We start from the raw sequence: 22,934 nt of genomic DNA, 5'->3' as shown, positions 1-22,934 counted from the left end.
GCGGCTTTCCTCCGAACGCTAGGGATTAGGTGAGGCGGGATGAGAGGATCAGTAAGCCTTGCCGCCGACGCCCAAGCGCGCTTCAAGCTTGTGGTCCGGCCGGACACGGTTGAACGCCATCTTCTCGGCCACAGCACCTCCGAGATCGAAGTCGAGGCGCCCGGCAAGGTCAGCGATGCGGATCATGGCGTCCGCCAGCTCGACCTCCATCATCGGCCGATGCGGGAGCTTGTCGTCCATCAGGCTCTTGCGGTGGCCCTCCATCGCCTCGCTGACGATGAGCATCAGCTTCTGAGCGACGATGGCGGGCGTCAGATCGTAGAGCGCGCCGGTCTGCTGGTCGTGCCACCACCCAGCCGCGAGGCTGGCCCCATGGGCGGCTTCGACCAGACTGGCCACGGCCGGCGCCACGTGATCGGCATTGGCCGGCTCTGAAGCTGTTACGGAATCACCATGCATCGCGTTCATCTCAGATCTCCTGCTGACGGTACGGATACGGGTTGGGTGAGGCGGAGCCGGGAGGCGCGGCAACGCCATTCCAGCGGGCAAGGATGTTTCCGACCGGCTGATTTGCGGCTGCTGCTTCAACCCGTGCCGCAGATCGCGTGTTGTCCCGCTTTGCTCGACGGCTGCGCTCTTCCGGGCCGAGCGCTTCGCGATAGCGAGCCTGCCGCTCCCGCACGCTGGCGCGATGTCGGACGAGATCAACCGTTCCCTCGAAGGTGTTGAACTTGTGCCCGCAGCCGTCGCACTCCCGGCGGCGCTTGATCACGGTCGGGTCGTCCACGTGGGGTCGGCTGTCCTTTACCCTCGTGCCGAACTTGCACTTGGGGCAGATCATGCGGCCTGCCTCCGTCCAGCGTTGAACACGTCGCACCAATCCGAGCCGAGGGTTTCGGGGATCTCGACGCGCACCCGGCCCGTAAACAACGGGCGTTGCAGTCGCTTCGCCAGCGTGTAGGCCGCAGCCTGCCCGGCGAACTTCTCGTCCGCATCGCCGAAGATCACGACCTCCTCGACACCGGGTGGCGGCTCCCACTTCACGAGCATCACGGAATTGAGGGCGGCCCACACGGGCACGCCGAACAGCGACGCGGCGGCGAACGCTGTCTCGATACCCTCCGCGATGCCGAGCACGGCGCCGGGCGGGAACAGGCGCACCGCCGCGCCGTCAGGGATCGGGCCGGGCATCATACGGCGGGGCGCTTCCACGTCCGCCTTGCGTCCGTCCGTCGTCAGGAACGTGCGGTGGATCTGAACCCCGCTCCCGTCCAATGCGGCCACCTTGGCGATCATGCCGGGGTGGAACGACGGCTTGTCGTCCTGATACCGCAGGCGCTCCACCGTCCGCAGGCAGTCGGGCACGTTGACGAGGCCAACCCGAGCGGCGAGGTAGCGGGAAACCGGGTCGCCTCGCTCAACGGCTCTGGAGGCCCGCCAGAGGGCGTTCAGGCCCTTCCGGGTGTCTGCCTCGGGCCGAGGCTTCTTTGGCGCTGTAGGCTCAACGTCGCCGATCAGAGGGGCTACCCGCTCAGCCAGTTCCTTGAAGTCGATGCCGAGCACCTTCATCGCGAGGTCGGCACCATCGCCGGCCCCGCAGTTGTTGCAGATCCAGGTGCCCCGGCCTTCCAGATCATCGAAGCGGAAGCGGGTCTTGCCGCCGCAGATCGGACAGGGGCCGTTCTTGCGGCCAGACAGGAAGCGGCTGTCCACGCCCAGCAGCGGCAGGAGGCCAGCCCACCGGCCGCGTGCGCGCTCACTCAGCGGCGGCAGCATAGGACGGCCTCCTGCGCTTGGCGTATGCGATCTGTCGAGATTTGATCCACGAGAGCGTGGAGGGGGTCGGCTCAGTCTCGGGCGTCCCCCACAGCCGATAGGTCGCCTTCGTGCCGGTCATCTCCTCGAACCGGTGATTGACCCACCCGGTTTTGTGCCCCTTGCGGCGGGCGTAGTGCAGCAACTGCGCGTAGATGAATTGCTGCTCAGCGGTTTCCTTCTTTGCCTTCGCCACGGCCTTGGCCGATGTCATCTCCACGAGCTGCCCGTCCTCGCAGACGATCTCGCTCTGACGCTCGGGCTTGAACCCACAGGCGGGACACTTCGGGGTCTTCGCCGGCTTGAGGAAGTTGCAGGCAGAGCACTCCTTCGGCAGGGCTTCCGGCTTCTGCCGGGGCTCGGCCTTCTGGCGCTCCCGACCGTCGTCTAAGTGGTCGTGGTGGATGTCCGTGACGAACCCCATCCGAAGCGTCGTGTCGCTGTGGTCGAGGATCAGGCAGTCAGCCTTGCCGGGAGCCGTGCGCAGGCCGCGACCGATGATCTGCACGTACAGCATCTCGGATTTCGTCGGCCGGGCGAGCACAATGCAGCGCACGTCCAGATCCACGCCCGTCGTCAGGCACCCGACGCTGGCAATCACGCGCATCTCGCCAGCCGAGAAGCGGCGGAACATCGCCTCCCGCTCGTCGGGCTTCGTGTAAGCGTCGATGTAGCCGCAGCCGATGCCGGCCTTCTCGAACTCGCCCTGCAGGTGCTTGGCGTGGGCGCGATCAACGGCGAACACGAAGGTCGGCCGGTTCTCCCCGCGCTGGCGCCACGTCGTCACCACGTCGGCAACGAGGGCAGGCTTGTTCATCGCCTCGCTAAGGTCGCCCTCGTGGTAGTCGCCGGCCACGGTGCGGACCTTGCCAAGGTCAGGATGCGACGGCGCATAAACCCGGAACGGCGAGAGGTAGCCGGCCTCGATCAACTCGGCCGTCGTCGTCACCTGAATGAGGTCGTCGTAGTGCTTGCCGAGGCCGCGCGTCCAAGGCGTCGCGGACAGGCCGATGAAGGGCACCTTCTGCCACGTCTCGGCGGCCATCCACTGGCCCAGCATCTCGAACCAGCGGTGCGCTTCGTCCACGACCACCACGTCGAACGGCGGGATCGCCCGACGCTGGAGCGTCTGGATCGACGCGACCTGAACCGGCGCCTCCGGCCGGGTCATCGGGTGCTGCCCCTGAATGACGCCGATGTCGGTGATGCCCTCGGCCCAAAACGATCGCACCGTCTGGTCAATCAGGCTGATCGCGGGCACGACGAACAGGACGCGCTTGCCCTTGGCACGGGCGCCTTTGACGATCGCGCCGGCCAGGACGGTCTTGCCGAAGCCGGTGGGGGCTTGGAGCATCGGGCGGCGGAAGCCGGCCATGAGCGATGAGCGGAGGCCGTCGAGAGCCTTGACCTGATGAGGGTGAAGAGTGCGGCTCATCGGGCGCCCCCACCATGCACGAGGCGGAGGGGGTGATCGAAGCTGTCCCTAGCCGCGAAGGAGCGTGAGGCTTCCCCCAGCGCCTTATCCTGAACGGTTCCGGTATCCCTCGCCCTAGGAGGTTCCTTCTTACGGCTAGGAGTATCTTGTGACTGTGGTTGTGATAGCTTCTGCAATGCTCCCGTCTCGCTGGAGCATTGCTCAAGCATTGCTTCAGCATTGCTGCCCTTCGAGCCACCCCCAGAACCGCCTCGGGAGCCGCCCTTTGCACCCGCCCGTGCCCTCCGCTCGTACGCGGCTAGGGACGTGGCCAACTCGTGTTCGATGCGCCCGTGCGTCCAGCCCTCGCCGAAGAACTCGGAGAGCGTCTGACGCATCGCGAGCCAGTCCCGCACCGAGCACCGGGCGATGCGAGCGAGCTTGCCGTCGTCGTCGGGCAGCCCGCCGTTCTTCCAGTAGTGCATGATGAGGAGCAGGTACGCGCCATGCTCCGCCGTCGTGAGGTGGCCCGTGTCTGCCAAGTAGTCGGCGACATAGAGGGGCATCCAAGGTCTGGACATGAGAAAGCCGTTCCGAGAAGCGCTCGCGCGCTCGGTTGCAGAGAGGCGGTGACGGACGGGAAGGCGCGTCAGGTCACGGCGGCGCACGGATCTGCGCCCTCTCCTTCGGCTTCAGGTGATCTCGGAAGGTCGTCGCCTCGCTGTCGTGGCGAGGCAGGAGGCGCGTCAGGAATCGCGCCGTATCGCTGTGAGCCTTGGCGCGGGACCGATTGTTCTTTGCGGCTTCAAGGAGCCCTTCACGTTCGAGGCCCGCAACGAGGCCATCGCAGCTCCGCGCGCTGTTCTCGTTCCACTCGACAAGGCGCTCTAGGCGCTGCAATTCGGCGAAGGACAGGGAAGCGTTCATGCCGCCTCCGAGCGCCGAATAGCGACATCGCGCGACGGCAGGCCCCAAGCCCGCACGAGTTCGCGCACGTCATCAATCGAGCGGGCCACGCCTACCGGGTAGCCGCAGTCGATGAGGCGATCGCGCATGGCGATCTGCTCTTCAGACAGCCGACCCTTCGGCGCCTTCACTTCGATGTAGCCGGTGAAGGGCTCGCCGCTGTCGAGGCGGCCAATGACCTGGAGGTCCGGCCAGCCCGGTTTCGTCCCGAGGCCACGGCTCCGCCCGACTTCACCCTTCAGCATCCCGCCGTTGGGCGAATGGTGGAGGATGAAGCCGTGGGGCAGGGTAGCGCCGAGGTAGCGGAGGATGTCCCGCTGGATCTTAGCCTCGGGCGCCTGCCGCTCCGCAGTGAGGCGAAAGGGCTTAGTCACCGCGTCACTCCCGCGGATCGCTGCTCAGCAAGCTCGCGAAGCGCGCGCGCCGTTCGCTTCGCCTGCCGAGCCGTCGCGCTGATCTCATCAGATGCAGCAAGATCTCCGGCCGGAAGTGCCTCAGCGGCCAAACGCTCAAGGCGATCCGCCAGCGCCGAAGCCTGACGAAGCTCCTCACGAAGCGAGCGGTGGCGGCGCTCATGGGCCGCGCGGATGGCGTCCATCTCGGCGGCATCGACGCGGCGCGCTTCTCGGCGCCAGAGGTCTTCGCAACGGCCATAGGTCATCGGCTCCTGGCGTGCGTCCCTGAGGACGGCGGAAACGGCGCGAGCCGCCCGCGTGATGGCTGCCTTCACGGTGTCTCCGACCGGCCGGGGCTCGGCGAGATCCATGAGCATTCGTGAGGCTTGATTGACGGGCGTCATGCGCAGGCCCTCGGAACGTTTTTCCGAGCCCTCGGTGAGCTTTCCCAACATCTCGGAACTCCAGCGTGGTCAGTTGCGAACACGCCGCTGGTGGCGCCGAGGGGACGGGAATGAAGGAGGGCGGTGAAGGGGTTACGCAGGCACGACACGAGAGCGACCAGCCGGCGGCAACCGGTGTGGACGCGAGCAGAACCGTTGAGAGAGACGACGCCCGAGGTCCGGCAAGACTGAAGGCGAAGAACAGAGACGACAGCGCCGGCAAGCGAGGTCGTCAGATGAATGCCCGGCTCGTGAGGATGCACGGCGGGCTGGTGATTGAGGGCGGGCGATGAAGCGAGCGGCATCACGCAGCCTCGCCCGAGAGATGACGAGCCGAGCCAACCGAGCCGCAGAGAAGCGACGGCTCTGGCAGGCGGTGCGACGGGAACTCTGGGAATTGCAGGCGGGCCTTGGCTTCAGCGCCATGGTCGAGCCGCACCCGAGGTTCCTGGCGGTGCATCCGTATTGGGCGCACCTGATGAGCGAGGATGAGTTTTGAGGGGACGGTCATGCAGGCCATCCCATCTCATCCGCGAACCAGTTCAGGTTCACCGCGATCATTGGCCCATTGATAAGCAGCGGAATGACAAAGCCGACGAAATCGGTGTTCGCGAGGAAGGCGCCGCCAATTGAGACCCAAACTGCATGGCCAGCCGCCCACCAGAGGAACTGAGTTGCGCGCTCGCTCATGCCCGCACCTCGACAAGGACGCGGTTGCAGGAAGCGAACAGGCGCTCGATGCGAAGGGCTTCGCCACGTGTGCGACCGAGATGCCGGCGCAGTGTCGAGGTAGAGACGCCGGCCAAACGCGAAATCGCGCGTTGCGGCAGGTTGTGCGCTTCAAGCTCGCGCATCCGCCGCACGTCGGCGCACATAAGATGGTAGGTCTGGCGCTTCATCTCAGCGATCCACCAGATGCATCGGAGGGAAGAGATCGCCGCGTTGAGCCGCAGCGTGCAGAGCCAAGCCGCCGAGAATGAAGGCCGTGACCATGCAGGCGAGGGCGAAGCTGCCGATGACGCGGCAGAGGCGAAGGTCGCGGGGGCTCATGCGGCCACCCGAGATGTCCGCCGGGCCGGGCGGGCCGAGCCGGGAGCATCAGCCTTCGGGCGTGCGATCCCGGCGGGCCACACGGCATCTTCCGGCCAGTTGGCCGAGAGCCACCGCATGCCGTTCTCGAAGCTGCGGGTGTGGAGGTCCTTGCCGGCGCGGAGGCGGCCGATCGACTTGCCGTCGTTGAACAGCAGCGTGGACAGGTGGCTGTCCGACGCCTTTCGGCCAGCCTGATAGGCGTCCACCACCGCTAGGAATTGACCGATGAGCGTCGTCATAATGGAAGGTATACGGGACATATCCCGCAGTGGTCAAGGGTCAACATCCCGCTCCCGTGCGGGAGAGCCGCAAATTAGCTTGCGGGACATGACCGACGACCTTTTCGCCCGCATCCAAGCCCGGCTTGACGCGCTCAAGATCAGCGCGCGCAAGGCTTCTATCGACTCCGGCCTTGGTCCCGACGCGATCCGCGACATCGGTCGCAAGCCGAACAACTCGGTCACGCTCTCAACAATCGAGAAGTTGGCAATCGGCCTGCGGACTACCCCCGAGTGGTTAGCCTTTGACATTGACAATCGGCCGCCGGCCGAGCCCGCTTATGACGGCGGTTTACGGGTCGAGGGTGAAGTGAGGGCAGGCACGTGGCTGGAAGTAGATTTGGAAACACAGGGGCGGGAGCGGAATTTAGATTTGTATCCGTCCGTACCGGTCAATCTCGACACCAGATGGCCAGCCGATAGTCAGTTTGGGCTCATCGTTCGCGGCCCGTCCATCAATCGCCATGCCGTGGACGGCGACGTTCTCGCTTGTGTCGATTGCTGGGCTCTAAACCGCCCGATCACGGAGGGCGAGTTGGTGATCGTGGAGCGGATCAAAGACAGCGGCCACTACCTTGAGCGGACGGCCAAGTTCTACGAGGACTGCAAGGACCACTATAAGCTGTGGCCTGACTCAACCGACCCTCGATACCAAGAGGCCATCGTTGTGCCGAAGGGCGAGCCGGGGGAAGAAGTGGACGAGACAGGCACCACAATCCGCATCCGGGCGATCGTCGCATGGATACACCGGAAGGCAGTCAAGCGGCCGAACCGGTCAGCTAACGGGCACCAGAGCTAACCTTCTAACCGGGTTTAAGAAATCTAACCCTGATGGGTAGAGAGAGTGTTGTGATCTGTCCATGGGTGGCCCCGCGTGCGAGATCGGGTCAAGGCGCCTTCGCCCCCGATGCAAGCACACGGAAACCACCCAAGGCAGGGGGGCTGACGGGCCGAGCCGAGCGCCGCTTACTGCCAACCCACGTCACCACCAAGGCGTGGGTCTAGAGAGTTCTTTCGGGGCGGTGGCCCCTTGGCCCTGGCGTCTCCCCTTTGGGTGCCATGCAGATGTGGGCCGCTCCTGGTTTCTGCCTTCTCCTAATCACGGTCGCCCGTATCAGCCGCTGCCAGCGTCCAGACCGCCCAGCGGATTGAGCCCACGGCAATTGCCGTCCGTGGACCCTCGTGGCTGCTGGCGATGGAGAAGTCTGGACAATTTGCACGCTGTGCAATAAATCGAGTTCATCCAGACGGGTTAGGTCGCCAAACCAGTAGCCCGTTTGCGCCCCGGCGGTCTTGCGGATCGGCCGGGGCATTAACGTTGTACGCCTGGAAAAATCGCGGGTCAAATCCCGCACAAAATGATTGACGCGGGAAATGTCCCGTATTAGGTTGGCTTCATCGCAGCGAGCGACGGAGCCCGCAGATGTCCAGCCGCCAGATCAGCAACCTCACCTTCCGGTCGGCGCTCCAGGCTGATCGCGTTTCCGACACGGATCGTCGCGATGCCATTGCCGCGATGCACGCCAAGAAGCTCGCCGAGGCTCAGGCCCGCGATGCTGCCCGCACCGCTCTGACGGCTGCCAAGGCTTCTCCCCTCTTCGTCTCTGGCTCGTTCGACCTCGCCGCGGTGATGCGGCTGGCCCACGCTCGCGCCAAGCAAGCTCGTGCCTCGGGCAGCACCGCCTCGTGGGCCGACCTGATCCGCTCCTCCATGCGCAATGCCTGGAGCGAGGCGAAGGCGCAGCGCCGCTCGGCCGCGCACTGATCCCCTTCCCTTACCGCCTACCGAACCACACGAGGACTGCGCCATGCGTTACGCGGATCAGAAGTCAAAGCTGTTGTCGGGCGTCTACTTTGGTGCGCCGGGCATCTACCTTGCGGGCGGCGCGCTCAACAGCGTGTTCACCGACCGCAAGATTGCGGATTGGGACGTTTATTTCCAGAACGAAGCGCGCTTCAGGGCCAGCGTGGAAGAGGCATTTGATGAGGGCATGTGGTGCACTCACGCGTCGCACCGCTCGGTTTCGTTCTCGGATGGCGGCGCGTCCGTCCAGTTCATGCACTTCGAGTTCTTCGATGATGCGGCTGCGATCTTCGACGCCTTCGACTTCACCGTCTGCATGGCCGCCTACGACTTCGGCCTCGGTGATTTCGTCCTGCATGACGACTTTCTCACCGACTGCGCGGCTCGGAAGCTCCGCTTTCATGGCGGCACCCGCTTCCCGATCATCAGCGCCCTTCGCGTCCTGAAGTATCAGGATCGTGGCTACACCATCGCCCGCGAGGAACTGCTTCGTCTGGCCCTTGCCTGCGCTGCGGTTGATCTGCGGTCGTGGGACGATCTGGAGCATCAGATCGGCGGTATCTACGGCGACCGGATCAAGGTCATTCGCGACGGCGAGTTCAACGCCGCCAAGGTGATCTCTGCCATCGGCACCGCCGTGAAGCTGGAGGACGCGAAGGATCGCGCCCACGAGGATCGCGACTGCCTCGGCTCGGCTGAGAAGGTCTTCGAGCACATCGCCTCGATTGCTGCGGCACCGCCGGCCGCCCCTGTCGATCAGGCCGCCTGACCCTCCCCGCCTACCGAACCGGAGTGCCTAGCCGTGCTTCAACCCGCGAACGATCACGAGCCGCTGAGCCACACTGAGAAGGCGAACGCCGTCTTCTTCCTCTCGCTGCTCCCGGCCTGCGCCGTGACTGTCGTCGTCTGCCTGTTTCACCTCGGAGTGCTCTGACATGGCATTCGACAGCCCGCAGTACGACTTGGAAGCCCTCCAGGTCCGCGCAGAGCAGATCATCTGGCTCCCCGGCGCCCTCATGGACATCGAGGCTTTGCCGGAAGTCTTCGAGGAAGAGTTCTGCGAGAACCTGCCCGAGGAAGCCGACAAGCTGATCTACGCTCAGCTTCCCGAGCTGGCCCGTTTTGCAGAAGGCGACGACGAGCCTGACGCGCTCGAAGTGGCTGAAGTCCTGAGCGGCAAGCCCGGCTTCCTGATCCAGGCGGCCATACCGGTCAAGAAATACTGGTCGGAGACCGCCTGTCAGTACAGTTGGGGCTACTATCAGACGGAATGGCTCTACGCCTCCTCCGAGGCTGACATCGCGCCGACGATGCTGTCGTGGGCCAAAGCTCAGGACGACGAATTCAAGGCTGAGTGCCGCGCCGGTCTCACCGCCGCAAAGACGGAGGCTTGATCCATGGCCTCCGCCGACATCCTCCGCGCCGCGCGCGCTCGGATTGAAGATCCGAAGAACTGGACGGCTGGCCAGTTCGCCAGAACTCTCGAAGGCCATCCGGTAACTGCCCGCAGCAAAAAAGCGGTTTGCTGGTGCGCGCTCGGCGCTGTTGCCGCTGAGGCCGATGGCAATGACGAGAGACTCGCAGCTTTGCTGCTGTTCAAGTCTAGCGAGGCCCTGTTCGGTGAAGAAGACATCTCTATCGTCAATGACGGCTGCGGGCATGAAGCAGTTCTGAAAGTCTTCGACGCCGCCATTGCTGTCGCAGAGGCGGAGGCGGGACGATGAACGCTCCCCTTCGCAAAGACGCTGTGACCGGCTCTCTCGCACAGCCCCGCGTCACATTCCGCGTCCGCCAGCGCACGGCGCTGTCCTTCGACGTGCATCGCGAGATGGTCGGCCTCGATGTGGTGCCGGTCGAGGAAGAGGCTTTGTTCGGCCCCTTCCAGGGCGAGGAAGCAGCCAACGACTTCGCCTACGGCGCGGCCGAGCGCTTCCACCAGCACTACCCGTCCTTTCAGGTCGATGTGCAGCCGTTCCCGAAGCTCGGACACCGGCCAGGGCAAGCCTACGCCGAGCGCGCTGATGAAGACCGCCTGAACGCCCGAGACTGCCTTGAGCCCCTCCTGCCTGCTGTCGGGAGCTTCTGGTGATGACCGCTCTCGCCATCATCCTCGGCGTCGTTGCTGGCGCCGTCGCCATCATCGTCGCCGCTGAGCTGGCCGTCCTCGCCGACAACGAGCGCGACGGCATCCCTCCCTCCTGCTTCACCTACGGAGATGAGCCGTGAGCGACGATCTCGCCCGCATCCAGCGTGGACACAATCACGGCCTGATGATCGCCGGCTACAGCGGCGTCAAGCAGGCCGTCAGCAGCCTGAAGACTGCTCTCAACTACGTCGAGTACGCGGCGCGCGGCGGCATCCCCGGCAATAGCCCTGCGATCAGCATGCAGCAGATTGAGGCCGACCTTCGCGAGATCCTGGCCCGCGTCGAGGCCGTGAACGCTCGCTACTCCACCGAGACGCGGGAGGCCGCGTAATGACCGCCTATCGCCTCGAACCGATCCCGACCCTTCCGACGCTCCGCATCTGCCTCGGGAGCCGCACTGCGGGCTTCGTGTACCCGCCGAAGCATCAGGGCGAGCCTTGGGAAGTGACGCCTCCCGCACGCAGCACGGACGGACTGCCGGATGGGGATCGTGGCTTCGTCACCCGCCGCTTCCAGGCCGAAGCCGACATGCTGGCCTTCCTAGGCCTGGAGGCTGCGCGATGAGCGGTCTCGCCAACGACGTGAGGGTCGCACAGGCCATCATCGCTCAGATCGCCGACGCCGGCATCGACAGCGAAGACCCGGATTTCGCCACGCTCGTTGAAAGCGAGTGCGATGTGCTGGAGCGATTGCGCCGGATCATCCGCGCAGCTCGCCACACCAACGCGCAGGCCAAGGCTCTCGCCGAGATGCTGGCGGACGGACGCGATCGTAAGGCGCGGCTGGAGAAGAAAGCCGACCGACTTCGCGCCGCAGCCCTCTGGGCGCTCGGCGAGCTTGGACAGAAGCGTCTTGAGGCGCCCGACTTCACGGCAACGATCGGCGCCGGTCGCCCGAAGATCGTCATCACCGACGAAGCCGCCCTTCCCGACGACGTGTGCGTCCTGAAGCGCGAGCCGAGCAAGACCGCCATTGCCGAATGGCTGGCCGAGAAGCCCTGCCCCGGCGCCGAGTTCGGCAACTCCACCCCCAGCCTGACTGTGAGGACGAAATGAAAGCCAAGACCATCAAGGCCGTTCTCGCGAAGAAGATCGGCGAGTGGGCCGCTTCGATTGAGGACGAGGCGCTTCGTGAAAAGGTCCAGAAGAACACGATCGTCACAGGGGGCGCCATCGCGTCGATGCTCCTTAAGGAGCCAGTCAACGATTACGATATCTACTTTCGCGACCACGCTACCGCAAAGGCGGTCGCTGAGTATTACGTCGCCCGCTTCTCGGCGAAGCCGGTCAAGGGGATCTCTTGCCCTATCACCGTGGACGACACGGACGGCCGCATTCGCATTGTAGTGAAGTCTGCCGGCATCGCCAGCGAAGGCGGCGCCGATGTGCCGTACGAGTATTTCGAGGGGCGTCCCGACGAGGAAGCAGATGCTTACGTCGGCGAGGTCATGGGAGATGCTGGCGAAATCCAAGAGGCTCACGATGCTGTCGAGGATGCCGCGCAGGCAACGTCGGACGATGGGAAGCCCGCCTACCGGCCCATCTTCATGTCCACGAACGCAATCACGCTCAGCAACCGCATCCAGATCGTCCTGCGGTTCTATGGCGAGCCCGACAAGATCCACGAGAACTACGATTTCGTCCACTGCACGAATTATTGGACGAGTTGGAACGGCGAACTGACGCTTCGCCAAGCCGCGCTTGAGGCTCTTCTGGCACGAGAACTTCGCTACGTCGGCAGCAAATATCCCGTGTGCAGCATCATCCGCCTGCGCAAATTCATCAAGCGCGGATGGTCCATCAACGCCGGTCAAATGCTCAAAATGATGATGCAGATCAGCGCGCTTGATTTGACAAGCCACGCCGTTCTTCAGGACCAACTCACGGGCGTTGACGCCGCCTACTTCGTCCAACTCGTCGGCAAGCTGAAGGAGAACGACCCGGAGAAGGTCAATGCAGCCTATCTCGTTGAAATTATTGATAGGATGTTCTGATGTCCTTCACACCTCAACAGATCGATAGTCTGAAGGCCGGGCTCGACCGCAAGAATGTCCGCCAGCGCGAACAGGCAGGCCGCAAGTTCAGCTACGTCGAGGGCTGGCACGCCATTGCAGAAGCAAATCGCATCTTCGGCTTCGATGCATGGGATCGCGAAACCACTGAGTTGCGCCTGCTTGGCGAGCGTCAGGTCGGCGAGAGAAACCGCGTCGCCTACATGGCCCGCGTCCGCATCACCGTCCGCACACCAGACAGGGTCATCGTGCGCGACGGCTGCGGCTACGGCTCAGGTATCGATAAAGACATCGGACAGGCGCACGAAAGCGCGCTGAAGGAGGCTGAGACGGACGCGATGAAGCGTGCGCTTATGACCTTCGGCAATCCGTTCGGCCTAGCGCTCTACGACAAGGATCAGGCGAACGTCGTTGACGCGCCTGAGGAGCCTGAGCCGTCGTCATCACAACTGATGGCCGACGCCATGGTCGAGGCTCTGATGAAGCGCACCGGCCCCGCCGCGGTCGAAGCCTTCCTCGCGAAGGACGCCATCAAGCGCGACCTCGCCGTGATGGAGCTTGAGGACCACACGCGGGTGATGCGCGTGGCCGCCGAGCGCAAGGCCATCGCCCCCGCCGCCCATGCCGAAAGGGCCGCGTGATGACCAGCCACTTCGAGCAAGCCATTCTCCCGATCTTCGAGGAGACCCGCCCGGCCTATCTGGCCCACGCGCGCCGGATCGCTGCCGAACTTGGCCGCGATGGTCGCCGCATCACGATCAATGATGTGCGCAACGCGGCACCACCGCCGGAGGGCATCGATCCCCGCGTGATGGGCGCCGTCCTGACCCGCTCCGAGTGGGTGAAGGTCGGATACGAGAACTCGTATCGCCGAACCTGTCACGGCCGCCCCGTTGCGATCTTCCGTCGTCGGGAGGCAGGGGAATGAGCGACGCCGTTTTCTCCGCCAGCTTCGTCCGCTTCTCCATGCTCGTGGACGGCAGCCTTCGCGTCGTGATCGACGTGGACCCGGCCGAGGTGCCGAAGGCCCTTGCGGGGCTCAACAAGCCCGGCATTCCCCTCGCCATCGCCCGACTGACCAATCAGGCCGCCGTCGAGCATGATCGCTCGCGGATGGCCGAAGAGCCCGCCGACCCACTCCCGGCGCACAAGCTGCCGACGCCGCTTTCGAGCCGTGTGGCGATGACGTGTAACGAGTCGTCCTTCCGCGACTTCCTCAGCGCATTCGACACAGACGGCTTTAGCGCCGTCGTGCAGTCTGGATGCGTCGAGCCGGTCAAGCAGTACGTGCGCGACTTCTGCGACGTGAACTCGCGGGCCGAGATCAAGCCGGGCACGCCGGCCGCCCAGCGGTGGGAGACCCTGCGAGCCGAATATGAGTTTTGGCAGCGGGAGCGGGCAGCATGAGCCGCCTCTACCGCGCCGAAGAGGCCGATGTCGGGACCACGGTTCGGAAAGCCCTCACCCCGACGCAACGCCTCAAGATGTTCGAGGCCCACAAGGGCATGTGCGTCCTGTGTGGGCGGAAGATCCAGGCAGGCGAGCCGTGGATTGATGAGCACCGCGTGCCGCTCTCGATGGGGGGCAGCAACGACCTGAGCAATCGGGGACCTGCTTGCCGTCCTTGTGCGGACGCTAAGACGCACGGCCCGGAAGGCGATCTCGCGAAGGCGGCCAAGGCCAAGCGCCAGAAGATGCGCCACCTCGGCATCGCCAAGGCCAAGCGCCCACTGGAGGGCCGCGGCTTCGACAAGGCCCCGCCGCAGCGCCGGGCCTCCACTCCCCTCACCAAGCCCCTGCCTCCCCGCCGCTCATTCTACGGAGCCGATTGATGAACCTCGGTTACGTCCCCGTCGCCGACCTGACCAGCCGAGAGGCGATGATCGCTCGGCAGAAGGAAATCAGGCGCAGGCAGGAGGAAGCGGCCCGGCGCCTTCCGGCTCAGCCGTCAGATCTGCGCGCCGTTCTGGCGGCCGTGCCGGTCGTAGAGGCGAACAAGGTCAGGATGATCGATCCGCTGGCCCATTTGCCGCGGTCCATCATCCGACGTGTCGCCGCTGAGTATGGGACGACCTATGCCGACATCGTAGGGAATGAGACCTTCGCGCATATCATCTGCGCTCGGCACGCCGCTATCCTAGCCGTGCACAAAGCTCACCCGAGCTATTCCCTCCAAAAACTAGGGCGCATTTTCAGCAAGGATCATTCCAGCATCCGCAATGCCCTGTGCGGCCCACGTTCTGCGCAAGGAAGGATGAAGCAAACTGCCGGATCTCTTAGCAAAAACACCGCCCTGCCGAGAGAAATCATTGCAGAAACTGCGAAAAAGTACAGAATATCTACTCGCGAGATCACTGGCCGCGAGTATCGAACGATAGTCCTTAAGGCTCGCACCGAGGCGGTTATCGCCATCAGTGCAGCGCATCCGAATATGACGCAGCGTCAGATTGCGCAGATCTTCGATGACCGCGCCCCGAGTGCAATCGGGCAAATCCTGAAGCGCCATTCCTCGGCTAGGACTGACGGAGTTGCCGCATGACCCTCCCATTCGAGACCTGTGCCCCTGGGCGGGAGAGGGCGGGACTTTCGCGTCGGGCTCTTCTGCTTGGCACGAGCGCGGTTGCTGTGGCTGCGGCGATGCCGGCGGCTCAGATCGCGCCGGCAGTCGCCAAGGTGGCTAAGCCGGCCCTGCCGACATGGATCGTCGGGACGCCCGGCGAGTGGGACGGCGAGGTCATCCGCGCCGCGACACGCGAAGCCGCCATTCGCCTCCGGTGCGAGGAGTGCGAGTTCGAGGACAGCCCCGACGCTGACCCCGCAAGCGGCGAAGGTGGTCCCGAGTGCGAGTGCGAGGCTTGCTACGAAGGGCGTGGCTACGAGGCGACGCGCGTCGCGGAATGGGACGGTCGTCCGGTAGACACCATCGGCGGCGGCGACTGGCTCGACGTAGGCCGTGAGGCCATCTGCGACCGCTGCAACTACGAGACATCCGAAGACGCTGGCGGCCACAACATCGGCGGCAAGGCAGTCTGCGAAGACTGCATGACCCTCGCGGATTGGGACATCGTTGATCCCGAGCGCGCCGCCGAACTCCGCGCTGAGCAGGAAGACGAGCCCCTCCCCGAAAGCCAGAACGAGGGGGAGGCGAGATGAGCGGGCTCGTCTACGGTTCCGTCTGCTCCGGTATCGAGGCCGCCACCGTCGCGTGGCACTCGCTCGGCTGGCGCCCGTCCTTCTTCTCCGAAATCGAAGCCGCGCCGCGCGCGGTCCTGCAACACCGACACCCCGAGGTGCCGCGGCATGGCGACTTCACGACGATCCGCGAAGGTCAGTACGGCGCAATCGACCTTCTTGTGGGCGGAACTCCCTGCCAAGACTTCTCAATCGCAGGATTGCGAGCGGGAGTGGCGGGAGACCGTGGCAACCTCACCCTTGAATTTCTTCGTCTTGCTCAACGCCTACGCCCCCGGTGGGTGGTTTGGGAGAATGTCCCCGGCGTCCTTTCAAGCGTATCCCACGTCGCTCCCGATCCATGTCCGCCGAAACCACCAATGGATTTGGAATGCGACGGAGCAGAGGTGGAAACTCAAGACGAGTACAGTTCAGAAGAGTTACACGCGTTCAACTGCTTCTTGGCCGGACTTTCAGAACTCGGGTACGGGTTCGCTTACAGAGTTCTGGACGCTCAATACGTCCGAGTGGACGGGTTTGGAAGGGCTGTCCCTCAAAGACGCCGGCGTGTGTTCGTTGTCGGACATCTTGGAGATTGGCGCCGTCCCGCAGCGGTACTTCTTGAGCGCGCGTGCCTGCGCGGGGATCCTGCGCCGAGCCGAGAAGCGGGGGAAAGACCTGCCCCGACCCTTAGCGCTCGCCCTTCAGGCGGTGGCGGCCTCGGCACCGACTTCGACTGCGGCGGAGGGCTGATCCCGGCCCATTTCGATGTTGCGCATTCTCTGCGTGCTCAGCCGAACCCATCGCATCGAGCTGACAGCGACAACTACATTGGCGTGTCTGTCAGCCATGCCCTGAGCGGCGAGGGCTTCGACGCTAGCGAAGACGGCACGGGCCGGGGGACGCCGCTCATTCCCGTGGCGGGTACTGTGTCGGCGAAATGGGCCAAAGGGACGGGTGGCCCCGCTGGCGATGAGTGTCAGAACCTCATTGCCTTCGACACGCCGCAAATTACCAGCGCTGCCAATTATAGCCGCCCGCAGCCGGGCGCCCCGTGTCATCCGCTGGCGGCTGGCGCGCATGCGCCCTGCATCGCCTTCTCCGCGAAAGATGATTTGCGCGACGCTAGTCACGAGTTGAGCCCTACGCTGCGCTGTGGAGGCAAGGAGGGCGGCGCGAACTGGACAGCCGTCACGCAGGGCTGGGCCGTCCGCCGCCTGACTCCCCGCGAGTGCGAGCGCCTTCAAGACTTCCCCGACGACTACACGCTCGTGCCTTGGCGCGGCGGCCTGCTTCCTGACGGCCCCCGCTACAAGGCCCTCGGCAACTCCATGGCCGTGAACTGCATGCGGTGGATCGGTCAGCGGATTGCGACGGTGGATGGCCTCCCGCTCGCCGACACCCTCCACCCCCTCTCCCCCGATCCCGTCAACCCTCACGCGAAGGCATAGCCATGTCTGCCACGATCAACGCCGAACGCTTGTCTCAAATCACCGTCCTCGACAACGGCGGACATACCCCCGACGAGGGCGCCATGTGTGCGATGGAGGCTGTCGCCTTCGTCGCTGGCGAGCCCTGGTCCGATCACCCGCGGTGCGCCTGCCCCGTCATCGGCGCGTTCATGCGCTCGTGGAACGACGGGCTGCCGGATGAGGAGCGCACGACGCTTCTGCTGCCACTGATCCCGAAGCTCGTCGGCACCCGCTCCACGCCCGAGGTCGAGAACCGTCGCGCCACGATGGCGGCAGATTGGCTGGTCCGCGTGCATACCCCGGCGTGGCTGCGCCTCGCAGGGCTGGCAATGCAGGCCGATGCGTTGGCGGCGCTGCCAGAGATTACGGACTTCGCGAACACACCATCGCTACGCGGACCGCTGGAAGCCGCGCGCAACGATGCGGCCGCCGCCGGGGACGCCGCCAGGGACGCCGCCAGGGACGCCGCCAGGGCCGCCGCCAGGGCCGCCGCCAAGGCCGCCGCCTGGGCCGCCGCCTGGGCCGCCGCCGGGGACGCCGCCAGGGACGCCGCCAGGGCCGCCGCCAGGGACGCCGCCAGGGCCGCCGCCAGGGCCGCCGCCAGGGACGCCGCCTGGGCCGCCGCCAAGGACGCCGCCTGGGCCGCCGCCGGGGCCGCCGCCGGGGCCGCCGCCGGGGCCGCCGCCAGGGACGCCGCCAGGGACGCCGCCAGGGCCGCCGCCTGGGCCGCCGCCAAGGCCGCCGCCTGGGCCGCCGCCTGGGCCGCCGCCTGGGCCGCCGCCGGGGACGCCGCCAGGGACGCCGCCAGGGCCGCCGCCGGGGCCGCCGCCGGGGACGCCGCCAGGGACGCCGCCAGGGCCGCCGCCAGGGCCGCCGCCAGGGACGCCGCCTGGGCCGCCGCCAAGGACGCCGCCGGGGACGCCGCCAAAGCGAAGCTGGAACCGACCCGCCTCGAACTTCAGCAATCCGCACTCGCCTTGGTCGAGCGGATGATCGCCCTCAAGGTCGGAGCCTAACCCCATGTCTATCCCAGCACAGGGCGCGGTAGGCGCTGAGACGATGACAATTCCTTGCGGCGGGTGCGGTGCGAAGAGCGACGCTGAGCGCTGCATCGGGTGCCTGCACGACTTCGGCGATGACGAGTCGGCGTGGCTCCGGGCCGATGGCGCTGGTGTCGGCCCTGGCTGGACGACGCCGCACGATAGCCCGGTCTCGCCTCAGACCGAAGCGGCGGCACGGCGGATTGCGGCTCGCCGTGCTGGCGGTGCCTACGCGGACGCTCCAACTGTCCCCGAGGCCGCATGGCGCTCTGAGATCCATTCGGCAGAGGCCGCTCTGTTCGGCATCGATGCCGTTCTCGCCACTCCCCGCACGGACAGTGCCGAGAGGACGGCGGGGGAGGGCTCATGGACCTTCGACAGGACGCGAACCTACTTGCTCGCCGAACTGGAGCGCCTGAAGGCCGATCTCCACACGATCGGCGAGGATCTGACGGACGATCAGGGCAAGGCGGTCTCGTGGCTTGACGTGGCCTATGGGCGGGTTGCGAACGTGTCGTCCGTTCTCGCCGCCACCCCCGCCCCGGCCACACCGCCGGGCGTGCCGGATAGCGTGCGGGCGCTGAGCGAGGACGCTCGCGATCTCCTCAACTCCGTCTTGGACTGGCTTCGCGGCGTCTGCCCCTGCGGGGACGCGGGGCCAGCACAGTGCCCGGTCTGTGGTGCGCGCATCAATGACCCAACCGGCTTCTGCGCGATGGACCATCGTTGCAAGATCCCGGCCCACCTGCTTGGCCGGATCGAACAGGCCCTCGGTCTTTCCGCCCATCCGGCCGGGCAGAGCACCGGGCAGGGGGCGGGCTGGTACTGCCAGTATAACCGCACTCGCATTTCCCATCCTACTCAGTGTGGTAGCGATGCGTCTTGTCAATGCCAAGTGCCCGCCCCCGACAGCACCCGCACGGGGCAGGTGGGGACGGAGGAAGCCGAGCCGGGCGCGTCCGATAAGGCGGTTCGAGAAGCGTGCAAAGATCTGCGCGAGGCAGCGGCAGATATGCTCATCAGCCTGCCCGCTCACTGGCACGATGACGCCACGATCCGGCTGACTGATGCGGCGGCTGATGCCGAAACCGCACTCTCGAAAGCCGAACAAGACGACCTGTACGCCCTCGCCGCCCGCCCGGCAGCCCCGGAGGCGCAAGGGGCGTGCATCAAAGCCGAGGTCGTGACCATGCAGACGAGCGCAGGGGCCGACTATTACGTCTGGCTCACCTGCGGCGACCGCAGCGTCACGCCGTACATGTTCAAGGAGCGCTACAAGGCCGAGTACGAGGCTGCGCACTTCGCATGGGTCTTCGGTCTCCGGGACGAAGCGCCGGACCTGATGGCCTACGACGAGGTCAGCCACCCGAACGAGCCCGCTCTCCCGTCCTCCGGTCAGGGAGGGCGCTGAGCCATGGGCGAGCATCAGACCATGAAGGCTCCGAGCCTGTGGCGCCAGGAGCCCGACGAAGTGAACCTGCTGCTCATCGGCAAGCTTGCCGAGGAAGCGGGCGAGCTTGGAGCGCGAGCGTCGCGCTGCATCATCCAAGGGCTGGACGCCGAAGACCCCGACAGCCGGCGGTCCAATCGCGCCGAACTTGAACGAGAGATCGCGGACATCTTCGCGCTCGCAGAACTTGCCGTCGCTAGACTCCACCTGAACGTGGACTTCATCAACGAGCGCGTGGCAACCAAGAAGCGGCACAAAGATCAATGGCTCAAGATGGTTGAGGCTGCGTCGCAAGCGCAGATGCGCCCATGACGACCGCGGCGACCCTAGAGCCACTCGAACAGGCGCACCGCATCCTGCGCGAGCACCTTCACGTCATCAGCCCGAACGGATCACTGCATTACGTTGGCGGCATCCAAGAAGCTGCTGAGGCAATCGCCCCGATCCTCACCGCCCTTGCCACCGCCACCGCCGAGGCCGCCAGCCTCCGGGCCGAGAGAGATGATCTGGCGAGGAAGCTGACCGAGGCCGCGGAAGCCGCCGACGCGCCGTGGAGCGGCTACAGCACCTATCAGACGAGCATCGACAATGAGGAGGCGGGCAACCTGCGTCGCTGCCGAGAAATCGTCCGAGCCGCCCGCACCGCGCTCGCCCGCGCGGCCACGGCGGGGGAGGGGTAAAGCCATGATCGCCAGACAGATCGTCTATTTCGGCCAGCCCGCCGTCGTCATCTGCGATGCGAAGTGCGGCAAGGCGTGGGGCATCAACTGCCGCCCACGGGTCACGCTGAGCGACGACCCCGACGATTACGCCTACCTCGCCGACGATGAGCTAGGCGAGGCCCCGTCCGACCCCGGCACCTACGAAGGTGGCGATGCGAAGCCGACCGAGCCCAGCGAGCGCCTGAACAGGTGGTGCGTCCGCGAGTGCGAGCGGTGCGCCATGTCTAAGCCGGGCAAGGCGACTGAGACCATCGCGGCTCGGGACTTCAGCCGGCGCGACTTCAACCAGCCATGGAAGCACCCCACCCTCCTCGCCCAGGCCGAAGCCCCTTCCACCAGCGCAGGAGGGCGTGATGTCTGACGTGGCTGACGACGCCCTTGATTGGGACGAGTGGATGGATCTCAGCGACGCCGAGCGGGAGGCCGCCGTTGATCGCGAGATGGCCGCCTATAACCGCTGGTACGACGGCCTGACACTCGCCGGCCAGATCGCTCACGGCCGACGCGCAGCGCTCAGAGGCTGCCGGGCAACCCGGCGACTGATCCGTCATCCGCTGTGCCCCGAAATCATCCGACAGGACGCCCGCGAACGCCTGAAGGCCGCGCAAGTCCGTCTCCTAAAAATCCGCATCTGGCGGGCCACCGGCTCGCGGCCAGGGAGTGCTTGAGCATGTCGAAGATCATGCCTGACAAGAGCCTTGCCGCGGGGATCGAGGCGGTGATCCTGCGCTACTTCCCGCGCTCACCTCTCGGGGATGCGGCCTACGGCGCGGACCGGCAGACAAACTGCGCCGCCGAGATCGCCGCCCTCCAGAGCCGTGCCTTTGAGGACGGGGCGCGGGAGAGGCTGTCCGACGCACTGGCCGCCTACGACGCCGCCGGCCGCGACCTGACTGCGGCAGAGGCCGTCCATCAGGATGTCTGCCAGCGGGTCGGCGACGAGCCCGATATCGGCGAGATCATGGATCGCGTCGGCGCCGAGCAGGCGTGCATGCGGTGCTCAATGGCGCAGGGCATCGCTCGGGCGGATCTCGTCTCGGCTGTCCGCGCCGCCCTCGCCCCCAACTCGACAGAAGGGAGATCGGATCGTGCCTAGGGAGAGGGGAGGATCAATCGTGCCTCGGGCGCCGCTGGTTCGCTTCCGAATGGACCCAGCCTATGCGCCTGCCGACAAGATCGCTCGTCGGCTGTGCCTGACGGAGGCTCAGTTCGCGGCCTGCGCTCGGAAGCTCTACGCTCGCGGCTTTCCGCTGCCGGACGAGACAACCGGGATGTACGATATCGAGGCGGTTGATCGGTGGCGGAAGCGCCAGCGGCCCGACCTCTATCCGGAATTGACGCCGACCCAGCCTGCCGCAGACATTGCGCGCCCGCGGACGGATTGGGGAGCGCGCTTTGCCGAGGCCGAGGAGCGCCAGCGGAATGGTTGACCTTCCGCAGTACGTGAAGCGTTACCGCAAGCCGAACGGGCGCGTGTTTTTCTATTACGAGCGCTACCGGAACACGGATCGGGCGTGGCCGCGCATCGCCTTGGCCGACACCCCGACCTCTAGCGAGTTCTGGAGCCTGTGCGATCTGCTGCGCGACGTGGAGGCGACGGTCACGGTGGACGGCTGGCGATGGGAATGGCTGGGCTCGACCGGTATTCGCTACCCGCTGCCGCCGCCCGGCGCGCGAGGGGACGAGACATTCGTCGCTGCCTTGCGAGCCGCCGCCGAGAAAGACCGGCTCGGGGACGCATCCGAGCGCAAAACGTTCGCCGCACTGATCGCTGAGTACCGGGGGCATTCCGCCTACAAGGATCTGAGCGACCTCACAAAGCGCGACTATGACACGCATCTGCGGAAGATCGAGGAACGCTGGGGCGAGGCGCCGGTCGTTGAGATCCGCTCGCCCGATGTGCAACGAGCGATCGACTCGTTTCAGCACGCGCCTACCGTGGCCCGCTATTTCCGAGCCGTGCTGTCGCGCCTGATCAAGTTCGGCATCCCGCGCGGGTACAGCGAGCACAACGTCGCCAAGTCCACGGAGAAGGTCGAGCACGAGGCCAATCCGCACGAACCCTGGCCGGATTGGGCGTTCGAGATGTTCCTTGAGCACGCTCGCCCGAGCCTGCATCTGCCCGTGCTATCGGCCTTCTACACGGGCCAGAGATCAATCGACGTGATCCCGATGCTTCGCCCAGCCGGTGGCGAAATCAGCCTGATCGCGCGGAAAACCGGCAAGAAGGTTTGGCGCCCGGTGCATTCCGAGTACGCCGACATCATCACACGCCTCGCTCCCGGCGATAGCGCAGCCCTTCATCTGCGCGAGGACGGTCAGCCCTGGACGCTGGCGGGCTACCGCACGGCTTGGCAGCGCGAGATGACCTCCGTGAACGCCAAGGGGCAGCCGACGACGGCCTCGCCAGCGAAGAAAGCGGCGATGGCCCGCATCCGCGATGCGGGCCTCGTCTTCCACGGCCTGCGGAAGAACGCCGTCAACACGCTGCTTGAGGTTGGCTGCACTGAGGCCGAGGTCTCGGCCATCGTGGAAATGTCGGAGCAGATGGTCCGTCACTACGCCAAGGACGTGAACAAGCGCATCCTCTCGCGCAGTGGCACCGCGAAGATGGAAACCGGCTGGTCCGAGACCCGTAAACGGCTGTTCGGAAAGGCTCTCGACAAGCCCATCACCGCGTGAGTTTGGAAACCGGGCGTGCTAGATTGGAAACCG

41 protein-coding genes are annotated in these 22,934 nt (G+C 65.7%); 29 read left to right on the top strand and 12 right to left on the bottom strand.

Translation table 11 applies throughout. The annotated features are described in order from the left end of the window. Positions 1-48: 48 nt before the first annotated feature. The 8 genes from MFF24_RS04635 to MFF24_RS04600 all read right to left on the bottom strand — a co-directional run bounded on the left by MFF24_RS04635 (position 49) and on the right by MFF24_RS04600 (position 5,045). On the bottom strand, positions 49-468 hold the full coding sequence (locus tag MFF24_RS04635) for a nucleoside triphosphate pyrophosphohydrolase family protein (RefSeq protein ID WP_238222735.1): 420 nt from the start codon (positions 466-468) through the stop codon (positions 49-51). A 1-nt stretch (position 469) separates the two neighbouring features. Further along, positions 470-787: an NrdR family transcriptional regulator gene (locus tag MFF24_RS29030; protein ID WP_238222733.1), complete on the bottom strand. Its 318-nt coding sequence runs from the start codon at positions 785-787 to the stop codon at positions 470-472. Positions 788-837: 50 nt separating this feature from the next. Then, positions 838-1,776 carry a DUF7146 domain-containing protein gene (locus tag MFF24_RS04625; RefSeq protein ID WP_238222730.1) on the bottom strand — a complete coding sequence of 313 codons (939 nt, stop codon included), beginning with the start codon at positions 1,774-1,776 and terminating at the stop codon, positions 838-840. Continuing rightward, positions 1,757-3,250 carry a DEAD/DEAH box helicase gene (locus MFF24_RS04620; RefSeq protein WP_238222729.1) on the bottom strand — a complete coding sequence of 498 codons (1,494 nt, stop codon included), beginning with the start codon at positions 3,248-3,250 and terminating at the stop codon, positions 1,757-1,759. The genes MFF24_RS04625 and MFF24_RS04620 overlap by 20 nt, the downstream gene beginning before the upstream one ends. Continuing rightward, a complete protein-coding gene (locus MFF24_RS04615) occupies positions 3,247-3,795 on the bottom strand; it encodes a YdaU family protein (protein WP_238222728.1) in 549 nt (182 codons plus the stop codon). Before MFF24_RS04615 ends, MFF24_RS04620 begins: the two co-directional genes overlap by 4 nt. An 88-nt stretch (positions 3,796-3,883) precedes the next feature. Further along, on the bottom strand, positions 3,884-4,156 hold the full coding sequence (locus MFF24_RS04610; RefSeq protein WP_238222727.1) for a hypothetical protein: 273 nt from the start codon (positions 4,154-4,156) through the stop codon (positions 3,884-3,886). Then, positions 4,153-4,569 carry a VRR-NUC domain-containing protein gene (locus tag MFF24_RS04605; protein WP_238222726.1) on the bottom strand — a complete coding sequence of 139 codons (417 nt, stop codon included), beginning with the start codon at positions 4,567-4,569 and terminating at the stop codon, positions 4,153-4,155. The genes MFF24_RS04610 and MFF24_RS04605 overlap by 4 nt, the downstream gene beginning before the upstream one ends. Continuing rightward, on the bottom strand, positions 4,566-5,045 hold the full coding sequence (locus tag MFF24_RS04600; protein ID WP_238222724.1) for a hypothetical protein: 480 nt from the start codon (positions 5,043-5,045) through the stop codon (positions 4,566-4,568). Before MFF24_RS04600 ends, MFF24_RS04605 begins: the two co-directional genes overlap by 4 nt. 277 nt (positions 5,046-5,322) lie before the next feature. Here MFF24_RS04600 and MFF24_RS04595 point away from each other — a divergent pair, with 277 nt between their 5' ends. Then, a complete protein-coding gene (locus MFF24_RS04595) occupies positions 5,323-5,532 on the top strand; it encodes a hypothetical protein (RefSeq protein ID WP_238222723.1) in 210 nt (69 codons plus the stop codon). Between the two features lie 8 nt (positions 5,533-5,540). Here MFF24_RS04595 and MFF24_RS04590 read toward each other — a convergent pair whose 3' ends face one another. From MFF24_RS04590 to MFF24_RS04575, 4 genes are read right to left on the bottom strand one after another with little or no spacing between them, the layout of a single operon-like run. Continuing rightward, on the bottom strand, positions 5,541-5,723 hold the full coding sequence (locus tag MFF24_RS04590; RefSeq protein ID WP_238222720.1) for a hypothetical protein: 183 nt from the start codon (positions 5,721-5,723) through the stop codon (positions 5,541-5,543). Continuing rightward, complete coding sequence (locus MFF24_RS04585) at positions 5,720-5,932, bottom strand: hypothetical protein (protein WP_238222719.1); 213 nt, start codon at positions 5,930-5,932, stop codon at positions 5,720-5,722. Before MFF24_RS04585 ends, MFF24_RS04590 begins: the two co-directional genes overlap by 4 nt. A 1-nt stretch (position 5,933) precedes the next feature. Further along, positions 5,934-6,083 carry a hypothetical protein gene (locus MFF24_RS04580; RefSeq protein ID WP_238222716.1) on the bottom strand — a complete coding sequence of 50 codons (150 nt, stop codon included), beginning with the start codon at positions 6,081-6,083 and terminating at the stop codon, positions 5,934-5,936. Then, positions 6,080-6,364, bottom strand: a complete 285-nt coding sequence (locus MFF24_RS04575) for a hypothetical protein (RefSeq protein WP_238222715.1) — start codon at positions 6,362-6,364, stop codon at positions 6,080-6,082. The genes MFF24_RS04580 and MFF24_RS04575 overlap by 4 nt, the downstream gene beginning before the upstream one ends. An 88-nt stretch (positions 6,365-6,452) precedes the next feature. Between MFF24_RS04575 and MFF24_RS04570 the strand changes: the two genes are divergently transcribed. The 28 genes from MFF24_RS04570 (at position 6,453) to MFF24_RS04440 (ending at position 22,901) form a co-directional block, all read left to right on the top strand. Next, positions 6,453-7,202: a hypothetical protein gene (locus MFF24_RS04570; RefSeq protein WP_238222713.1), complete on the top strand. Its 750-nt coding sequence runs from the start codon at positions 6,453-6,455 to the stop codon at positions 7,200-7,202. Between the two features lie 624 nt (positions 7,203-7,826). Further along, a complete protein-coding gene (locus tag MFF24_RS04565; RefSeq protein WP_238222711.1) occupies positions 7,827-8,168 on the top strand; it encodes a hypothetical protein in 342 nt (113 codons plus the stop codon). Next, complete coding sequence (locus MFF24_RS04560; RefSeq protein WP_238222709.1) at positions 8,122-8,976, top strand: Gabija anti-defense Gad2 family protein; 855 nt, start codon at positions 8,122-8,124, stop codon at positions 8,974-8,976. The genes MFF24_RS04565 and MFF24_RS04560 overlap by 47 nt, the downstream gene beginning before the upstream one ends. Positions 8,977-9,009: 33 nt before the next feature. Beyond that, the gene (locus MFF24_RS28790) at positions 9,010-9,141 is read left to right on the top strand and encodes a hypothetical protein (RefSeq protein WP_283214473.1); all 132 of its coding nucleotides are present in this window, start codon (positions 9,010-9,012) and stop codon (positions 9,139-9,141) included. Position 9,142: 1 nt separating this feature from the next. Further along, a complete protein-coding gene (locus tag MFF24_RS04555; protein WP_238222707.1) occupies positions 9,143-9,601 on the top strand; it encodes a hypothetical protein in 459 nt (152 codons plus the stop codon). Positions 9,602-9,604: 3 nt separating this feature from the next. After that, the gene (locus MFF24_RS04550) at positions 9,605-9,931 is read left to right on the top strand and encodes a DUF6197 family protein (protein ID WP_238222705.1); all 327 of its coding nucleotides are present in this window, start codon (positions 9,605-9,607) and stop codon (positions 9,929-9,931) included. Continuing rightward, on the top strand, positions 9,928-10,296 hold the full coding sequence (locus MFF24_RS04545; protein ID WP_238222703.1) for a hypothetical protein: 369 nt from the start codon (positions 9,928-9,930) through the stop codon (positions 10,294-10,296). The genes MFF24_RS04550 and MFF24_RS04545 overlap by 4 nt, the downstream gene beginning before the upstream one ends. Further along, positions 10,296-10,433: a hypothetical protein gene (locus MFF24_RS04540; protein WP_238222701.1), complete on the top strand. Its 138-nt coding sequence runs from the start codon at positions 10,296-10,298 to the stop codon at positions 10,431-10,433. The genes MFF24_RS04545 and MFF24_RS04540 overlap by 1 nt, the downstream gene beginning before the upstream one ends. Next, positions 10,430-10,684, top strand: a complete 255-nt coding sequence (locus tag MFF24_RS04535) for a hypothetical protein (RefSeq protein WP_238222698.1) — start codon at positions 10,430-10,432, stop codon at positions 10,682-10,684. Before MFF24_RS04540 ends, MFF24_RS04535 begins: the two co-directional genes overlap by 4 nt. Further along, positions 10,684-10,917 (top strand): hypothetical protein, encoded by a 234-nt coding sequence (locus MFF24_RS04530; RefSeq protein ID WP_238222696.1) that lies wholly within the window; start codon positions 10,684-10,686, stop codon positions 10,915-10,917. Before MFF24_RS04535 ends, MFF24_RS04530 begins: the two co-directional genes overlap by 1 nt. After that, positions 10,914-11,408 carry a siphovirus Gp157 family protein gene (locus tag MFF24_RS04525; RefSeq protein WP_238222694.1) on the top strand — a complete coding sequence of 165 codons (495 nt, stop codon included), beginning with the start codon at positions 10,914-10,916 and terminating at the stop codon, positions 11,406-11,408. The genes MFF24_RS04530 and MFF24_RS04525 overlap by 4 nt, the downstream gene beginning before the upstream one ends. Further along, on the top strand, positions 11,405-12,346 hold the full coding sequence (locus MFF24_RS04520) for a Gabija anti-defense Gad2 family protein (protein ID WP_238222692.1): 942 nt from the start codon (positions 11,405-11,407) through the stop codon (positions 12,344-12,346). The genes MFF24_RS04525 and MFF24_RS04520 overlap by 4 nt, the downstream gene beginning before the upstream one ends. Further along, positions 12,346-13,005 carry a Rad52/Rad22 family DNA repair protein gene (locus MFF24_RS04515; protein WP_238222690.1) on the top strand — a complete coding sequence of 220 codons (660 nt, stop codon included), beginning with the start codon at positions 12,346-12,348 and terminating at the stop codon, positions 13,003-13,005. Before MFF24_RS04520 ends, MFF24_RS04515 begins: the two co-directional genes overlap by 1 nt. Further along, entirely contained in the window at positions 13,005-13,292 is a 288-nt protein-coding gene (locus tag MFF24_RS04510; RefSeq protein WP_238222688.1) for a hypothetical protein, read from the top strand. Before MFF24_RS04515 ends, MFF24_RS04510 begins: the two co-directional genes overlap by 1 nt. Then, positions 13,289-13,771 (top strand): hypothetical protein, encoded by a 483-nt coding sequence (locus MFF24_RS04505; RefSeq protein ID WP_238222686.1) that lies wholly within the window; start codon positions 13,289-13,291, stop codon positions 13,769-13,771. The genes MFF24_RS04510 and MFF24_RS04505 overlap by 4 nt, the downstream gene beginning before the upstream one ends. Next, on the top strand, positions 13,768-14,196 hold the full coding sequence (locus tag MFF24_RS04500) for an HNH endonuclease (protein ID WP_238222684.1): 429 nt from the start codon (positions 13,768-13,770) through the stop codon (positions 14,194-14,196). Before MFF24_RS04505 ends, MFF24_RS04500 begins: the two co-directional genes overlap by 4 nt. Next, on the top strand, positions 14,196-14,903 hold the full coding sequence (locus MFF24_RS04495; RefSeq protein ID WP_238222682.1) for a helix-turn-helix domain-containing protein: 708 nt from the start codon (positions 14,196-14,198) through the stop codon (positions 14,901-14,903). Before MFF24_RS04500 ends, MFF24_RS04495 begins: the two co-directional genes overlap by 1 nt. Beyond that, positions 14,900-15,517 (top strand): hypothetical protein, encoded by a 618-nt coding sequence (locus tag MFF24_RS04490; RefSeq protein WP_238222680.1) that lies wholly within the window; start codon positions 14,900-14,902, stop codon positions 15,515-15,517. The genes MFF24_RS04495 and MFF24_RS04490 overlap by 4 nt, the downstream gene beginning before the upstream one ends. Then, a complete protein-coding gene (locus MFF24_RS04485) occupies positions 15,514-16,986 on the top strand; it encodes a DNA cytosine methyltransferase (protein ID WP_238222678.1) in 1,473 nt (490 codons plus the stop codon). The genes MFF24_RS04490 and MFF24_RS04485 overlap by 4 nt, the downstream gene beginning before the upstream one ends. A gap of 2 nt (positions 16,987-16,988) precedes the next feature. Continuing rightward, positions 16,989-18,023: a hypothetical protein gene (locus tag MFF24_RS04480; RefSeq protein WP_238222675.1), complete on the top strand. Its 1,035-nt coding sequence runs from the start codon at positions 16,989-16,991 to the stop codon at positions 18,021-18,023. 418 nt (positions 18,024-18,441) lie between these two features. Further along, entirely contained in the window at positions 18,442-19,458 is a 1,017-nt protein-coding gene (locus MFF24_RS04475) for a hypothetical protein (protein ID WP_238222674.1), read from the top strand. 3 nt (positions 19,459-19,461) lie between these two features. Next, positions 19,462-19,809 carry a hypothetical protein gene (locus tag MFF24_RS04470; protein WP_238222672.1) on the top strand — a complete coding sequence of 116 codons (348 nt, stop codon included), beginning with the start codon at positions 19,462-19,464 and terminating at the stop codon, positions 19,807-19,809. Further along, positions 19,806-20,177: a hypothetical protein gene (locus MFF24_RS04465; RefSeq protein ID WP_238222670.1), complete on the top strand. Its 372-nt coding sequence runs from the start codon at positions 19,806-19,808 to the stop codon at positions 20,175-20,177. The genes MFF24_RS04470 and MFF24_RS04465 overlap by 4 nt, the downstream gene beginning before the upstream one ends. A 4-nt stretch (positions 20,178-20,181) precedes the next feature. Beyond that, positions 20,182-20,580: a hypothetical protein gene (locus MFF24_RS04460; protein ID WP_238222669.1), complete on the top strand. Its 399-nt coding sequence runs from the start codon at positions 20,182-20,184 to the stop codon at positions 20,578-20,580. Then, positions 20,573-20,887 carry a hypothetical protein gene (locus tag MFF24_RS04455; RefSeq protein WP_238222667.1) on the top strand — a complete coding sequence of 105 codons (315 nt, stop codon included), beginning with the start codon at positions 20,573-20,575 and terminating at the stop codon, positions 20,885-20,887. Before MFF24_RS04460 ends, MFF24_RS04455 begins: the two co-directional genes overlap by 8 nt. A gap of 2 nt (positions 20,888-20,889) precedes the next feature. Continuing rightward, a complete protein-coding gene (locus tag MFF24_RS04450; RefSeq protein WP_238222665.1) occupies positions 20,890-21,315 on the top strand; it encodes a hypothetical protein in 426 nt (141 codons plus the stop codon). A 49-nt stretch (positions 21,316-21,364) separates the two neighbouring features. Next, positions 21,365-21,649 (top strand): hypothetical protein, encoded by a 285-nt coding sequence (locus tag MFF24_RS04445; protein ID WP_238222663.1) that lies wholly within the window; start codon positions 21,365-21,367, stop codon positions 21,647-21,649. A gap of 100 nt (positions 21,650-21,749) precedes the next feature. Next, on the top strand, positions 21,750-22,901 hold the full coding sequence (locus tag MFF24_RS04440; RefSeq protein ID WP_238222661.1) for a site-specific integrase: 1,152 nt from the start codon (positions 21,750-21,752) through the stop codon (positions 22,899-22,901). The last annotated feature ends 33 nt before the right edge of the window (positions 22,902-22,934 follow it).

It is taken from the genome of Methylorubrum aminovorans (assembly GCF_022179725.1).
In the GTDB taxonomy this organism is placed as follows: Bacteria; Pseudomonadota; Alphaproteobacteria; order Rhizobiales; family Beijerinckiaceae; genus Methylobacterium; species Methylobacterium aminovorans.
This window is presented reverse-complemented; position numbering and strand designations above follow the sequence as displayed.

Bases quoted from the DNA above. Each gene is read 5' to 3' on its own strand.
- MFF24_RS04620 (WP_238222729.1), bottom strand. From the start codon at position 3,250: ATGAGCCGCACTCTTCACCCTCATCAGGTCAAGGCTCTCGACGGCCTC.
- MFF24_RS04480 (WP_238222675.1), top strand. From the start codon at position 16,989: ATGTCTGCCACGATCAACGCCGAACGCTTGTCTCAAATCACCGTCCTC.
- MFF24_RS04560 (WP_238222709.1), top strand. From the start codon at position 8,122: ATGCCTGGAGCGAGGCGAAGGCGCAGCGCCGCTCGGCCGCGCACTGAT.
- MFF24_RS04450 (WP_238222665.1), top strand. From the start codon at position 20,890: ATGTCGAAGATCATGCCTGACAAGAGCCTTGCCGCGGGGATCGAGGCG.
- MFF24_RS04525 (WP_238222694.1), top strand. From the start codon at position 10,914: ATGAGCGGTCTCGCCAACGACGTGAGGGTCGCACAGGCCATCATCGCT.
- MFF24_RS04580 (WP_238222716.1), bottom strand. From the start codon at position 6,083: ATGAGCCCCCGCGACCTTCGCCTCTGCCGCGTCATCGGCAGCTTCGCC.
- MFF24_RS04585 (WP_238222719.1), bottom strand. From the start codon at position 5,932: ATGAAGCGCCAGACCTACCATCTTATGTGCGCCGACGTGCGGCGGATG.
- MFF24_RS04520 (WP_238222692.1), top strand. From the start codon at position 11,405: ATGAAAGCCAAGACCATCAAGGCCGTTCTCGCGAAGAAGATCGGCGAG.
- MFF24_RS04530 (WP_238222696.1), top strand. From the start codon at position 10,684: ATGACCGCCTATCGCCTCGAACCGATCCCGACCCTTCCGACGCTCCGC.
- MFF24_RS04470 (WP_238222672.1), top strand. From the start codon at position 19,462: ATGGGCGAGCATCAGACCATGAAGGCTCCGAGCCTGTGGCGCCAGGAG.
- MFF24_RS04515 (WP_238222690.1), top strand. From the start codon at position 12,346: ATGTCCTTCACACCTCAACAGATCGATAGTCTGAAGGCCGGGCTCGAC.
- MFF24_RS04595 (WP_238222723.1), top strand. From the start codon at position 5,323: ATGAAGCGAGCGGCATCACGCAGCCTCGCCCGAGAGATGACGAGCCGA.
- MFF24_RS04575 (WP_238222715.1), bottom strand. From the start codon at position 6,364: ATGACGACGCTCATCGGTCAATTCCTAGCGGTGGTGGACGCCTATCAG.
- MFF24_RS04625 (WP_238222730.1), bottom strand. From the start codon at position 1,776: ATGCTGCCGCCGCTGAGTGAGCGCGCACGCGGCCGGTGGGCTGGCCTC.
- MFF24_RS04445 (WP_238222663.1), top strand. From the start codon at position 21,365: ATGGACCCAGCCTATGCGCCTGCCGACAAGATCGCTCGTCGGCTGTGC.
- MFF24_RS04615 (WP_238222728.1), bottom strand. From the start codon at position 3,795: ATGCCCCTCTATGTCGCCGACTACTTGGCAGACACGGGCCACCTCACG.
- MFF24_RS04490 (WP_238222680.1), top strand. From the start codon at position 14,900: ATGACCCTCCCATTCGAGACCTGTGCCCCTGGGCGGGAGAGGGCGGGA.
- MFF24_RS04635 (WP_238222735.1), bottom strand. From the start codon at position 468: ATGAACGCGATGCATGGTGATTCCGTAACAGCTTCAGAGCCGGCCAAT.
- MFF24_RS04495 (WP_238222682.1), top strand. From the start codon at position 14,196: ATGAACCTCGGTTACGTCCCCGTCGCCGACCTGACCAGCCGAGAGGCG.
- MFF24_RS04590 (WP_238222720.1), bottom strand. From the start codon at position 5,723: ATGAGCGAGCGCGCAACTCAGTTCCTCTGGTGGGCGGCTGGCCATGCA.
- MFF24_RS04465 (WP_238222670.1), top strand. From the start codon at position 19,806: ATGACGACCGCGGCGACCCTAGAGCCACTCGAACAGGCGCACCGCATC.
- MFF24_RS04600 (WP_238222724.1), bottom strand. From the start codon at position 5,045: ATGTTGGGAAAGCTCACCGAGGGCTCGGAAAAACGTTCCGAGGGCCTG.
- MFF24_RS04545 (WP_238222703.1), top strand. From the start codon at position 9,928: ATGAACGCTCCCCTTCGCAAAGACGCTGTGACCGGCTCTCTCGCACAG.
- MFF24_RS04460 (WP_238222669.1), top strand. From the start codon at position 20,182: ATGATCGCCAGACAGATCGTCTATTTCGGCCAGCCCGCCGTCGTCATC.
- MFF24_RS04540 (WP_238222701.1), top strand. From the start codon at position 10,296: ATGACCGCTCTCGCCATCATCCTCGGCGTCGTTGCTGGCGCCGTCGCC.
- MFF24_RS04555 (WP_238222707.1), top strand. From the start codon at position 9,143: ATGGCATTCGACAGCCCGCAGTACGACTTGGAAGCCCTCCAGGTCCGC.
- MFF24_RS04510 (WP_238222688.1), top strand. From the start codon at position 13,005: ATGACCAGCCACTTCGAGCAAGCCATTCTCCCGATCTTCGAGGAGACC.
- MFF24_RS04485 (WP_238222678.1), top strand. From the start codon at position 15,514: ATGAGCGGGCTCGTCTACGGTTCCGTCTGCTCCGGTATCGAGGCCGCC.
- MFF24_RS04500 (WP_238222684.1), top strand. From the start codon at position 13,768: ATGAGCCGCCTCTACCGCGCCGAAGAGGCCGATGTCGGGACCACGGTT.
- MFF24_RS04550 (WP_238222705.1), top strand. From the start codon at position 9,605: ATGGCCTCCGCCGACATCCTCCGCGCCGCGCGCGCTCGGATTGAAGAT.
- MFF24_RS04565 (WP_238222711.1), top strand. From the start codon at position 7,827: ATGTCCAGCCGCCAGATCAGCAACCTCACCTTCCGGTCGGCGCTCCAG.
- MFF24_RS04505 (WP_238222686.1), top strand. From the start codon at position 13,289: ATGAGCGACGCCGTTTTCTCCGCCAGCTTCGTCCGCTTCTCCATGCTC.
- MFF24_RS04570 (WP_238222713.1), top strand. From the start codon at position 6,453: ATGACCGACGACCTTTTCGCCCGCATCCAAGCCCGGCTTGACGCGCTC.
- MFF24_RS04455 (WP_238222667.1), top strand. From the start codon at position 20,573: ATGTCTGACGTGGCTGACGACGCCCTTGATTGGGACGAGTGGATGGAT.
- MFF24_RS04610 (WP_238222727.1), bottom strand. From the start codon at position 4,156: ATGAACGCTTCCCTGTCCTTCGCCGAATTGCAGCGCCTAGAGCGCCTT.